The following is a 12,014-nucleotide window of genomic DNA, read 5'->3' as shown; positions in this document are numbered from 1 at the left end:
ATGAATCAACGCGATGCCACCACACGCAGTCAAAGCCGCCTTTTAGGTGAGTTTTGAACATATTTTGAACCGACTATAGCATCGTCCGGTGCCTGGAAAGCCGCTTTACTCTTCGAACCGTGCAAGTTTCCCATAGGTAGTTTGGCTAACCGTGCAGTCATCCCACATACCGCCAATTTAATCCCAACCCTTTATCAGCCTGGCTGAGCGGGCTTTTAGGCCCTCTAGAATGGTGCTGCTGATGGTATCGGGGAAGTCTGCTGGCAATTGCTGGGTAACGCGCTCAATAACATCATCAACGGAGTTGGCCAGTTCTGTCAGGATCTCTTCCATAGCAGAACGCTCAAATCCCACAGTTTTTGCCGTTTGGAAGAAATGACGCGGGAATATCTGCTCAATGGAGTACTTCTTTCCCTTGCTGCTTGCTAGGCCCATAGCGAGCTTGGCGTCCCTTCGGTTGAGGCCTCGGCCGCCAAACACTGGATAGACAGATAGGATGTCGTAAAAAGGGGTCAGGCGAAAACGCCCTTCCGGTTCAATAAAGACCGAGAAGTTCTTTGCATGGCCATCGGTGGCTGCCAGCAGCCAGAACAGGACCTGAGATTTCATGAACAGGTAGCGATCCTGTTCTGGTGTCGCAGAGCCCAGCAAGGTTTCCATGATGTCAGTGATCCCTGGTCCTCCATGGCTCTCGTATTTCCGTGCTGACGGAACATTCAATACCTGACAGAAATCTTCTTGGGGAAGGCGCATTATCCAACTGCGATCGGCAGCGTAACGTCTGTCGAAGCGTTCAACAGCCAGTGCTTTGACCTGGCCAACCTGCATCATGAAGCAGTGAGGTACGGGTAGACCAAACTCCTTGGCAATCAGAGTGCAGAGATATTCGTTTTCTACGCTCTGGGAGAGGTCTATCGAGTAGGAGTGGCTTTCAATCTTGCCGATAGGGAGTTTGATAATGTGGGTTGTCGGCGTTGCGTTGAGTGGCAGGTACCAAAGGCCATCGAGATAGAGCAGCGCAGTCTTTTCTTGCACCCCGGCGATAGAGATCCGAAACTCCTCTTGTTCCCTGACCATCCCCAAAGGGATTCCTGATTTGTAGCTGGTCAGGATCTGCTTGAGCTCGTCATCGGAAAGGGCCTTGTAGTCGATTCGCCTGACATCTGGAACATCGTGTCCTTCGGTAACCAGCTGTAATGCCCCTACGCTATCCTGGCCAATGCAACTGAGCAGATCGAAGGGCTGAGTTGATGCCGCTTGATAGCGTGCTACAACCCTGTTCCTCACCTCCGTATTATCTGGCAGCAGGTTGTCGAAGAAGTTATAGGCTTCATCGCCCCGGTAGGCCTGATGGCGCAATGGCATGGAGAGTGAGATCGGACGGCTGCCCGGTTGTGCTAGCCATGACTCATGGTACTGAAACTGATGGGCACCGCTGGTAGTTTTGGTGAATGTGCCTACCCGATAGCCGTTCATGTAGACAGCCAGATTGGCCATTACCACTCCTCCTTCCAGCCCGATGCCGGACTCTCGGATGACTCATTGCGGGGTTTGATATCCACTGACAATTCGAGTGCTGCGAGGATCTTGAACAGGGTTTCCAGCTTGGTGGACTCAGGATTGAGCTCGAAGCTGGAGACTGTGTCTTGCCTAATCCCCACTTTCTCGGCCACTTTGCCTTGAGAGAGCTTTTGAGAAAGCCTGGCATCCTTGATACAGGCGCTCAGCTGCTTGGCGCTGGTTACTTTCATGATTCGACAACCTGGTAGCGTGCCTTCTTCCAATTTACACGCTATGGCAGGTATATCAATATTTACCTGTTATAGGAGGTAAATGTAACTTACACGCTGTAGGCGGTATCTAACATTTATCCCCTATAGCGGGTAAGAGAACAGCAAACGGGGGGAGATGATGTCGAAGTTTCAATCAATATGGGCAGCCAACCAGTCGAGACCTTGCTCTGCAAACATAAACAGTTGGTCGCTATAGCCAGGAGTAATCACACTGAGAATTATCTCGGGGGTCAATATTCAGATAGTCGTGCACCAGCGTATTGCGAAGGCCAATGAGCTTGCTCCAACAGATCAGAGTGTCGGGGCATAGCTCACCACGTAGGACAAGGAACTCGAATGCCTGATAGGCATCCTGTGGGGTATGGCCTGCCAGCGTTTTGGCCCAGTGTTTTGCCACGCCAATACTCGCTTCGATAGAAACCTGCAGGATTCGCTCGGCGGCGCGGTACTCCAGATTGGAAAGGGTGCGCAGCGCCAGAATTGCCCGGATTTCTGACAGCTCGGCCTGGTAGCGCGACAAGCTGGTGCGCAAAGCGCCGATTGAATCGCCCCCAGTTCCCTAGACACCTCACAGCCTTAAAATGAGGCAACTATTGGAGGTGTTATGACCCGTCAGCGTTATCCAGAAACATTCAAAATCGAAGCCGTTAAACAAATCACCGAGCGCGGGCGGCCGGTGGCTGACGTTGCACGTGCCATCGGGGTATCCAGCCACAGCCTGTATGCATGGCTCAAGCAGTACGGTAAGCCTGCTGACCAGCAGATAGAAGAGTCTGCCTTGCAAGCCGAGATCCGCCGCCTGAAAACTGAACTGCGCCAGGTCACCGAGGAGCGCAATATTCTAAAGGAGGCCGCCGCGTACTTTGCCAGCGAGTCAAGGAAAGGTACGCGTTCATAACCTCCCGACTCGACCGGTACAGTGTCGTTACCCTGTGCCAGACCCTGGGGGTTCACCGAAGTGGCTTCTACGCGTGGTTGAAACAGCCCACATCGCCACGACAGCAGGAGGACGAACGACTGACCGGATTGGTCAAGCAATCCTGGCTGGAAAGTGGTGCTGTCTACGGTTATCGCAAGATCCATCGCGACTTTCGTGGCGCAGGGGAAGCCTGCGGCAAGCACCGTGTGGCCAAATTAATGAAGCGGGAGGGACTGCGTTCGCAAACGGGCTATCAACGCCGCAAGGGGCATTATGGAGGCAAGAGCACGCAAGCTGCCCCAAACACGCTGGCACGTCAGTTTAAGGTGCCAGCCCCCAACATCACCTGGGTGACTGACATTACCTACATTCGCACTCAAGAAGGGTGGCTGTACCTGGCGGTGGTGCTCGACCTGTTCTCTCGCCAGATCGTCGGCTGGGCGATGAAGTCACGCATGACGGCAGACTTGGCGGTTGATGCGTTATTGATGGCCGTCTGGCGGCGCAAACCCAAGCAGCCGGTACTGGTGCATTCGGATCAGGGCAGCCAGTTTACCGGTGGTGAATGGCAAGACTTTCTGAAGGCCCACAACCTGAGTTGCAGCATGAGCCGACGGGGTAACTGTCACGACAACGCGGTCGCCGAGAGCTTCTTTCAGTTGCTCAAACGGGAGCGGATCAAGCGCAGGATTTACGCGACAAGAGACGAAGCCCGCAGCGATGTGTTTGATTATATCGAGATGTTTTACAACCCAATCAGGCGTCATGGTTCCAATGATGGGCTGTCGCCGGTAGAGTTTGAAAGGCAGTTTATTTTTCAGCAACAAAGTGTCTAGAAAACCAGGGGCGCTTCACTCGAAGAAGCTGGCCTTGTAGGCATTCGAGAAATCCAGATGGTGTTTACCAGTCTCGTACTCGAAGAGTCGCTTGGCGCGGATGGCTTCGGCTGCTCGCTGGGTTTCTTTGTTGTGGAGCCGCTGTGCTGGGGTACGCGGCTTGTCGTACAGGAAGAGATCCAGGGTCTCTCTGCTGCGTTTGTGCTTGCGGATGCCCGTGGTTGGGTCAAGGTAGGAGCCGGCGTAGTAGGTTAGGCGCAGAGCGCGCTTGCCTTCGGCGTCCGGTGCGCGGTATTCGATGCTGATCTTCATAAGTGTCCCCCAAAAGTACCCCAAGAGGTTACTTCGGGGTACTCTCGGGGTAAATTCTCACGAAACAAGATCAGGCAAGAATAGCCAGAAAAAAACAAAATCCAATATTTACAATTGCTTATGTTCTCACTGGCTGCTTTTTATTGCTGATTTTTCACCACATTACTTCCCGATGCAGAAGCTGGAGAAGATGCGGCCCAGCAGATCGTCGGAGCTGAACTCGCCCGTGATTTCGGACAGGGACTCCTGGGCCAGGCGCAGCTCCTCGGCCACCAGTTCGCCAGCCACATAGACCTCAAGCTGCTCCCTGGCCACCAGCAGCCGCTCGGCGGCGCGCTCCAGGGCGTCCAGGTGGCGGCGGCGGGCCATGAAGCCCCCTTCGGTGTTGCCCTGGAAGCCCATGCAGGCTTTCAGGTGCTCGCGCAGGGCGGGCAGCCCCAGTTCGGTCTTGGCGGAGATGCGATAGACGGCATGGCCCTGCTCCTGGCTCGGTGCCAGATCCTCGCCGGTCAGGTCCGCCTTGTTGCGCACCACGGTGAGGCCGATGTTTTTTGGCAACCGATCAACGAATTCCGGCCAGATGTCGTGGGGGTCGACGGCATCCGTGGTGGTGCCGTCCACCATGAACAGCACCCGGTCGGCCTGTTCGATCTCGGCCCAGGCGCGCTCGATGCCGATCTGTTCCACCTTGTCCTGGGTATCGCGCAGGCCCGCGGTGTCGATGATGTGCAGCGGCATGCCATCCAGATGGATGTGCTCGCGCAGCACGTCGCGGGTGGTACCGGCGATCTCGGTGACGATGGCGGACTCGCGGCCTGCGAGGGCGTTGAGCAGGCTCGATTTGCCGGCGTTTGGACGACCGGCGATCACCACCTTCATCCCCTCTCGCAGCAGGGCACCCTGCTTGGCCTCGCCGCGTACGTCATCCAGCTCGGACATGATGGCGTAGAGGTCACCCGCCACCTTGCCGTCGGAGAGAAAGTCGATCTCTTCATCCGGGAAGTCGATGGCCGCTTCCACATAGATGCGCAGCCGAGTGAGGCTCTCCACCAGCTGTTGAACCTTGCCGGAGAACTGCCCCTGGAGGGAGTGCATGGCGCTGCGGGCGGCCTGCTCGCTGGAGGCTTCGATGAGATCGGCGATGGCCTCGGCCTGGGCCAGATCCAGCTTGTCGTTGAGGAAGGCGCGCTCGCTGAACTCGCCCGGGCGGGCGGGGCGGATGCCGTCGATCTGCAGGATGCGGCGGATCAGCATGTCGAGAATGACGGGGCCACCATGGCCCTGCAGCTCCAGCACGTCTTCGCCAGTGAAGCTGTTGGGGGCCTTGAACAGCAGGGCGATGCCCTGATCCAGCGCCTGGCCCTGCTCGTCCCTGAACGGCAGATATTCGGCATAACGCACCCTGGGGAGCTTGCCGAGCACTATCTCGGCGACCCGCTCGGCGGCAGGGCCGGAGACGCGGACTATGCCGACGCCGCCACGGCCGGGGGCGGTGGCCTGGGCCACGATGGTATCTGTTGTCATCTTGCTTGACTCGCTGGTTGGCTGAATGAGTAAGAGGGTGGGGGACATTGTAATAAAAAAGGCGGCCCGAAGGCCGCCTCTTTTGTCATCAGGAAAGATGGGCTGCGCATCAGTTGCGTGAGTGCAGGCCTTTCTTCTCCAGCTGACGATAGATGATGGTCTGCTGGATGATGGAGATGACGTTGCTCACCAGCCAGTACAGAGTCAGACCTGCCGGGAACCAGAGGAACATGAAGGTGAAGATGATCGGCATGAACTGCATCACCTTCTGCTGCATCGGGTCCGTGATGGTGGTCGGGCTCATCTTCTGCAGATACCACATGGAGGCACCCATGAGGATTGGCAGCACGAAGAAGGGGTCCTTCACCGACAGGTCGGTGATCCACAGGGCGAACGGCGCGTGGCGCAGCTCGACAGACTCCATCAGTGCCCAGTAGAGAGCGATGAAGATGGGCATCTGTACCAGGATGGGCAGGCAGCCGCCCAGCGGGTTGACCTTCTCCTTCTTGTACAGCTCCATCATGCCCTGGGACATCTTCTGGCGATCGTCACCGAAGCGTTCCTTGAGCGCAGCCAGCTTGGGCTGGAGCATGCGCATCTTGGCCATGGAGGTGTACTGGGCCTTGGTCAGCGGGAACATGATGCCGCGCACCAGCAGGGTCAGCATGATGATGGCCAGACCCCAGTTCTGGACGAAACCGTGGAACACGGTCAGCAGCCAGTGCAGCGGTTGGGCGATGAACCAGAGCCAGCCATAGTCGACAGTCAGATCCAGGTGGTTTGCCACCTTGGCCATCTGATCCTGCAGCTTGGGACCGATCCACAGCTTGCCGCTCACTTCGGCCTGCTGGCCGGCAGCGACGTCAACCAGCGGCGCCTTGTAGCCGATGATGGCCTGGTCCTTGCCCGGGATCACGCGGCTGTAGAAGCTGTTGGTGTCGTTGGCATTCGGGGCCCAGGCAGAGACGAAGTAGTGCTGCAGCATGGCGACCCAACCACCCTGGGTGGTCTTGTTCAGGTCGGCATCCTTCATCTCGTCAAAGGTGTACTTCTTGTAGCGGGAGTCTTCGCTGGAGAAGGCACCACCACGGTAGGCACTGGCCACCATGGCATGACCTTCCTGATCCTTCGGCGTGGTCATGGTCTGCTTCAGCTGACCGTAGAACTGTACCTGGACCGGCTCGGCAGACTTGTTGTCGATCTTGTAGTCGACGCCCACGGCGTAATCACCGCGCTTGAGCACGAACTCCTTGGTGAAGACCACACCCTTGCTGTCGGTCCAGGTCATCGGAACGACGACTTGATCCTGACCATCGGCCAGCTGATAGCTGGTCTGGGCGGCTTCATAGGTGGGACGACCCTGGGCCTGGCTGTCCGGACCATCGCGACCGACCAGACCGCTCTGGGCCACATAGAGGTGGGCAGGCTGGCTGGTCAGCAGGGTGAACGGCTGTTCCTTGCCTTCTTCCAGCTTGTGGGCCAGCAGCTCGGCAGAGACGATGTCACCGCCCTGGGTGTCCAGGGTCAATTTGAGCACGTCGGAGGAGACGGTGATCAGCTTGCGCGCGGCGTTACCATTTGCTTGCTCGGAAACCTGAGGAATATCACCGGTCTGACCGGCTTCAGGTACGAAATGTTCGGTTTGGGCCACGGTAGTCGGGGCCGGCTTCGGAGCCTTGTCGGACTCCCACTGTTGCCAGAGCAAGAAGCTCACGAACAGCAAACCGATCAGGAGTAAATTGCGTTGTGATTCCATAGTCTTCAGTTTCTTCGCTTTGGTTGCGGAACCGGGTCATAACCACCCTCGGATAAGGGATGGCATTTTAATAGACGTTTGCTGGCTAACCAAACGCCTTTTATGAAACCGTGAAGTCGGATTGCTTCTATCGCAAATTGGGAACAAGTCGGGGTGAAACGGCAGCGCGGCCCGAGCAGGGGACTAATGATTAGCTGATACAGGCGTATCAGTTTGATTGCTACCCATTGCAACGGCGTGACAGAGTGCGCCATAGCTTTTCCAGTAACTTGAACAGCGCTTCGTTGTCCATCTCCTTCACGCCACCCTTGGCGATAACGACGATGTCGATAGCGGGCAGATTGGCTTGATTGAGGCGAAAACTTTCCCGAACCACTCGTTTTACACGGTTGCGCCAGACGGCACGCTTGAGCGCCTTTTTGGGCACGGCGAGGCCAAGACGGGGGTGTTCGAGGGAGTTGGGGCAAGCAAGAAGCGTAATTTGCGGAGAAGCGGCCCGGACAGGCTCGGCGAAAACGCGTTTGAAGTGTTCGGGAGTTAACAGACGTAACTCCCGAGAGAAGGTGTGCTGGGTAGGCATTAGACTACCAGGCGGGCACGACCCTTGGCACGACGAGCGGCCAGAACTTTGCGGCCGTTGGCAGTAGCCATGCGAGCGCGGAAACCGTGAGAGCGCTTGCGCTTCAGGTTGGACGGTTGAAAAGTACGTTTCATGATTCGATTCCGTATTTCTGTACAGTTTTGATTGTCACACTTAGCCGACGCGCCAGCTATAGCGTGTGACGACTAGCAAAAGAGGCCGAATTCTAAACAGAGTTCAGCTTCTCGTCAATCCGCCGTTCCTTTCCATCTAGCCCCGTTCGTCGACCGAGCGGGATAATCTGGCAGGATCCGAAGGATCAAGGGCCCCGAATTATACTGGCAACCCGGGGTTAAACAAGGATCCCTCAAGAAAAAAGGCGGCCAGGCCGCCAAAGAGAGAGCTATTTAAGTACTTTGCGCAGGAACTCCCGGGTACGGGGATCCTGCGGATCGACCAATATCTGATCCGGCGGGCCCTGCTCCACGATCCGGCCTCCTTCCATGAAGATCACCCGATCGGCGACATCACGGGCAAACTCGATCTCGTGGGTCACCACGACCATGGTCTGGTGCTGGCGGGCGAGCTGCTTCATCAGGCCCAGTACCTCGTCGACCCACTCGGGATCGAGGGCGGAGGTGGGCTCGTCAAACAGGATCACCTTGGAGTGGGCCGCCATGGCCCGGCCAATGCCGACGCGCTGTTGCTGGCCGCCGGAGAGGGAGGCCGGGTAGGCATCCTGTTTCTCGGCGAGGCCGATGTCCTTGAGGATGCCCAGGGCAGTGGCACGAGCCTCCGCCTTCGGCTGCTTCCAGACGGTGATCAGCCCCTCGGCGATGTTGTCCAGCGCCGTCTTGTTGGCGAACAGGGCGTAGTTCTGGAACACGAAAGAGGCACGTTTGCGCAGTTCGATGGCCTGCTGGTCGCTGGCCTTGGCCAGATCCACGGCGAGGTCATCGATGACGAGCCGCCCTGCATCCGGGGTTTCCAGCAGGTTGAGGCAGCGCAGCAGAGTCGACTTGCCGGTACCGGAGGGACCGATGATGACGACAATCTCCCCCTTCTTTACCTCAAGATCGATGCCGTTGAGCACCTGATTTCCGTCATAGGCCTTGGAGAGACCCGTTAGGTTGATCATGACAGGCCTCCTTTAATAAGCACGGTTCAGCCGCACTTCCAGCAGATGCTGCAAGCGGGTGAAGAAGATGACCACCACCCAGTAGATCAGCGCCACCGCCATGAAGCTCTCGAAGAACTTGAAGGAGGAGGCCGCTTCCATCTGGGCCTTGCCCATGATCTCCGCCACTCCCAGGGTAAACGCCAGGGAGGTGCTCTTGATCATGTCGATGAAGTAGTTCATCAGCGACGGTGTCGCGATGCGGGCCGCCTGGGGCAGGATGATCCGCTGCATCGCCTGCAGCCGGCTCATGCCGATGCTGAGGGCGGCTTCCATCTGGCTCTTGTGGATGCCGAGAATGGCTGCCCGGATCGACTCGGCCATGTAGGCGGCAAAGTGCAGGGTCAGGCCGATGATGGCGGCGGTAAAGGCATCCATCCCCACGAAGATGGGGAAGAGCTGCGGCAGCCCGTAATAGAGCAGAAACAGCTGGACGAGCAGCGGTGTACCCCGGAAGAACGAGATATACAGCATCGCCAGCCAGTGAAGTGCGGGAACGCGAAACACCCGTACTATCGCCAGGATCAGCGACAGTACGAGTGCCAATACGAATCCCCACAGGACCATTTCCATCGTGGTGCCCAGGTATTTGAGCAGGATGGGAAACAGCCCTAGCGTGTAATCGAGGTCAAATTCCATCATTTATTTGCTGGTGATGTCCGCTGCGAACCATTTTTCGGAGATTTTGGTCAGGGTGCCGTCTTTGCGCATGGCGGTGAGGGCATCGTCAACCTTCTTCAGCACGGCCTGCTTTTCCGGGGTCTTCAGGAAGGGCAGGGCGTTCTCGATGGTTTCGAACGGTGCACCAGCCTGTTGCAGCGGCAGCTTGGATTCCTTGATCAGCTGGGCGGTGGAGACACGGTCCATCACGAAGGCGTCGATGCGGCCCAGGGCGACATCCTGCTCGAAGGCGGAGTCATAGGTACGGATATCGATCTTCTTGTTGGGGTCGTTCTTGCGCAGCAGCTCTTCGAAGTTGGAGCCCAGGTTGACGGCGACTTTCTTGCCTTCCAGGTCCTTGATGCCGTGGATGGTGTTGTTGCCCTTGCGGACCACGATCTGGGCACCGTCATAGACATAAGGCTGGGAGAAGGCGTACTTGGCCTTGCGCTCGTCGGTGATGGTGATCTGGTTGGAGATGGTGTCGACGCGGCCGGTTTCCAGCATGCCGAACAGACCGGAGAAGCTGGCGGTCACGAACTCGACCTTGTAGCCGGTGCGCTCACCGATCTGGTTCCACATGTCCACCTCGAAGCCCTGCAGCTTGTCCTGCTTGACGAAGGTGAACGGGAAATATTTGCCGGACATGCCGACCTTGATGGTTTCCTGGGCGATGGCCTGGCCGGACAGGCTGGCCAGCAGAATGGCGGCGCCGGAAATCAGCTTGATGGTGGTTTTCATGGGGATTCCTCTCTCTGTAGTGCTGTATTTTTAGTTGTAATCACGGGTTGGCGCTGATGTTATTGGAATAAAATATAAAAAATAAATGATATTTGGTTATATAAAATAACTATGGTCGCAGCGCGCCATTCTGTCCACATTGACGATATCCGGCTGTGGGTAACTTTGGGGATGAAATGGGATCCTGGGGCGTTGGATCCTTGAAAGTCAAGGATCTTATTTGCTGGATCCGTGCGGCAGCAACTGGAGATCCGGCCACTAAAAACGTAGAATAGCCGGTCTTTACTTAATCAATTGACGGGAGTCTAGAGTGACTGCTTCGCTATGGCAGCAGTGCCTTAACCGGCTGCAAGATGAGTTGCCCTCGGCAGAATTCAGCATGTGGATCCGGCCGCTTCAAGCGGAGTTGAGTGACAATACTCTGACCCTGTATGCACCGAACCGCTTTGTTCTGGACTGGGTACGCGACAAGTACCTGCTCCGGGTCAACGGCATCATCAACGAGCTGTGCGGAGCCGACGCTCCCACCCTGCGTTTTGATATCGGCAATCGCCCTCATCCCGTCGCGGTCGCCAGGGCGCCGGCCCGTGGTGTCGATCCTGTGAATAACTCTCCCAAGAGCTGGGAAAACAAGGCCGAAAACAAGCCCGAGCCAAACCACAAGAGCAACACCAACGTGAACTATACCTTCGAGAATTTCGTCGAGGGTAAGTCCAACCAGCTGGCCCGTGCGGCCGCCCGTCAGGTGGCCGACAATCCGGGTGGTGCCTACAACCCGCTGTTCCTCTATGGCGGCACCGGCCTGGGCAAGACCCACCTGTTGCACGCCGTTGGCAATGCCATCAAGGATCGCAAGAAAGACGCCAAAGTCATCTACATGCACTCCGAACGGTTCGTGCAGGACATGGTGAAGGCGCTGCAGAATAACGCCATTGAAGAGTTCAAGCGTTATTACCGTAGCGTCGATGCCCTGCTCATCGATGACATCCAGTTCTTCGCCAACAAGGAGCGCTCCCAGGAGGAGTTCTTCCACACCTTCAATGCCCTGCTTGAAGGGAACCAGCAGATCATTCTGACCTCGGACCGCTATCCGAAAGAGATCAACGGGGTGGAAGATCGTCTCAAGTCCCGCTTCGGCTGGGGACTCACGGTGGCGATCGAGCCGCCCGAGCTGGAGACCCGGGTTGCCATCCTGATGCGCAAGGCGGACGAGAACCAGATCCATCTGCCGGACGAAGTGGCCTTCTTCATCGCCAAGCGGCTTCGCTCCAACGTCCGTGAACTGGAAGGCGCCCTCAACCGGGTGATCGCCAATGCCAACTTCACCGGCCGCGCCATCAACATCGACTTCGTGCGCGAGGCGCTGCGCGATCTCCTGGCCCTGCAGGAGAAGCTGGTCACCATCGACAACATCCAGAAGACGGTGGCGGAGTATTACAAGATCAAGCTGGCGGATCTGCTCTCCAAGCGTCGCTCCCGCTCCGTTGCCCGCCCGCGCCAGCTGGCGATGGCGCTGGCCAAGGAGCTGACCAACCACAGTTTGCCTGAGATAGGGGATGCCTTTGGTGGCCGTGACCACACCACGGTTCTTCATGCCTGCCGCAAGATCGAGCAGCTGAAGGAAGAGAGTCACGACATCAAGGAAGACTATTCCAACCTGATCCGTACCCTTTCTTCCTGATAACGGAACGGAGTGCACAGATGCAGATTGCATGT

General features: G+C 57.1%; 14 protein-coding genes. 2 read left to right on the top strand and 12 right to left on the bottom strand.

All coding sequences use genetic code 11. From position 1 onward, the window contains the following. Positions 1-177: 177 nt before the first annotated feature. The 3 genes from AB5Y70_RS16305 to AB5Y70_RS16295 form a co-directional block, all read right to left on the bottom strand. Positions 178-1,497, bottom strand: a complete 1,320-nt coding sequence (locus tag AB5Y70_RS16305) for a type II toxin-antitoxin system HipA family toxin (protein WP_049637213.1) — start codon at positions 1,495-1,497, stop codon at positions 178-180. After that, the gene (locus AB5Y70_RS16300) at positions 1,497-1,751 is read right to left on the bottom strand and encodes a helix-turn-helix domain-containing protein (protein ID WP_017410478.1); all 255 of its coding nucleotides are present in this window, start codon (positions 1,749-1,751) and stop codon (positions 1,497-1,499) included. The genes AB5Y70_RS16305 and AB5Y70_RS16300 overlap by 1 nt, the downstream gene beginning before the upstream one ends. Positions 1,752-1,983: 232 nt before the next feature. Continuing rightward, positions 1,984-2,325, bottom strand: coding sequence for a DUF86 domain-containing protein (locus AB5Y70_RS16295; RefSeq protein WP_197725296.1), 342 nt, complete (start codon positions 2,323-2,325; stop codon positions 1,984-1,986). Between the two features lie 72 nt (positions 2,326-2,397). Here AB5Y70_RS16295 and AB5Y70_RS16290 point away from each other — a divergent pair. Next, a protein-coding gene (locus AB5Y70_RS16290) for an IS3 family transposase (protein ID WP_102948979.1) occupies positions 2,398-3,548 on the top strand; the annotation gives its coding sequence in 2 pieces (ribosomal slippage) (positions 2,398-2,635 and positions 2,635-3,548; 1,152 coding nt in all). A 15-nt stretch (positions 3,549-3,563) separates the two neighbouring features. On the opposite strand, the gene AB5Y70_RS16285 is transcribed toward AB5Y70_RS16290, so the two are convergent. The 9 genes from AB5Y70_RS16285 to AB5Y70_RS16245 all read right to left on the bottom strand — a co-directional run bounded on the left by AB5Y70_RS16285 (position 3,564) and on the right by AB5Y70_RS16245 (position 10,298). Further along, the gene (locus tag AB5Y70_RS16285; protein WP_049637215.1) at positions 3,564-3,860 is read right to left on the bottom strand and encodes a hypothetical protein; all 297 of its coding nucleotides are present in this window, start codon (positions 3,858-3,860) and stop codon (positions 3,564-3,566) included. Positions 3,861-4,022: 162 nt separating this feature from the next. Beyond that, positions 4,023-5,384 carry a tRNA uridine-5-carboxymethylaminomethyl(34) synthesis GTPase MnmE gene (gene mnmE / locus AB5Y70_RS16280; protein WP_010672278.1) on the bottom strand — a complete coding sequence of 454 codons (1,362 nt, stop codon included), beginning with the start codon at positions 5,382-5,384 and terminating at the stop codon, positions 4,023-4,025. 109 nt (positions 5,385-5,493) lie between these two features. Then, positions 5,494-7,140, bottom strand: a complete 1,647-nt coding sequence (yidC, locus tag AB5Y70_RS16275) for a membrane protein insertase YidC (protein WP_041214180.1) — start codon at positions 7,138-7,140, stop codon at positions 5,494-5,496. Between the two features lie 5 nt (positions 7,141-7,145). Continuing rightward, positions 7,146-7,394 (bottom strand): membrane protein insertion efficiency factor YidD, encoded by a 249-nt coding sequence (gene yidD, locus AB5Y70_RS16270; RefSeq protein ID WP_010672280.1) that lies wholly within the window; start codon positions 7,392-7,394, stop codon positions 7,146-7,148. Beyond that, complete coding sequence (gene rnpA, locus AB5Y70_RS16265; protein ID WP_010672281.1) at positions 7,361-7,720, bottom strand: ribonuclease P protein component; 360 nt, start codon at positions 7,718-7,720, stop codon at positions 7,361-7,363. Before rnpA ends, yidD begins: the two co-directional genes overlap by 34 nt. After that, a complete protein-coding gene (gene rpmH, locus AB5Y70_RS16260) occupies positions 7,720-7,854 on the bottom strand; it encodes a 50S ribosomal protein L34 (RefSeq protein WP_005307156.1) in 135 nt (44 codons plus the stop codon). The genes rnpA and rpmH overlap by 1 nt, the downstream gene beginning before the upstream one ends. A 269-nt stretch (positions 7,855-8,123) precedes the next feature. After that, positions 8,124-8,858 (bottom strand): amino acid ABC transporter ATP-binding protein, encoded by a 735-nt coding sequence (locus tag AB5Y70_RS16255; RefSeq protein WP_010672282.1) that lies wholly within the window; start codon positions 8,856-8,858, stop codon positions 8,124-8,126. Between the two features lie 12 nt (positions 8,859-8,870). Beyond that, positions 8,871-9,539: an amino acid ABC transporter permease gene (locus AB5Y70_RS16250; protein ID WP_080988742.1), complete on the bottom strand. Its 669-nt coding sequence runs from the start codon at positions 9,537-9,539 to the stop codon at positions 8,871-8,873. Beyond that, on the bottom strand, positions 9,540-10,298 hold the full coding sequence (locus tag AB5Y70_RS16245) for an amino acid ABC transporter substrate-binding protein (RefSeq protein WP_010672284.1): 759 nt from the start codon (positions 10,296-10,298) through the stop codon (positions 9,540-9,542). Between the two features lie 310 nt (positions 10,299-10,608). Between AB5Y70_RS16245 and dnaA the strand changes: the two genes are divergently transcribed. Then, on the top strand, positions 10,609-11,979 hold the full coding sequence (gene dnaA, locus AB5Y70_RS16240; RefSeq protein WP_039040645.1) for a chromosomal replication initiator protein DnaA: 1,371 nt from the start codon (positions 10,609-10,611) through the stop codon (positions 11,977-11,979). Positions 11,980-12,014 lie beyond the last annotated feature (35 nt).

It is taken from the genome of Aeromonas sp. s1(2024) (genome assembly GCF_040908005.1).
Taxonomy (GTDB): Bacteria; Pseudomonadota; Gammaproteobacteria; order Enterobacterales; family Aeromonadaceae; genus Aeromonas; species Aeromonas caviae.
The sequence above is the reverse complement of the archived record's forward strand: the minus strand, read 5'-3'. Positions and strand labels throughout refer to the sequence as shown.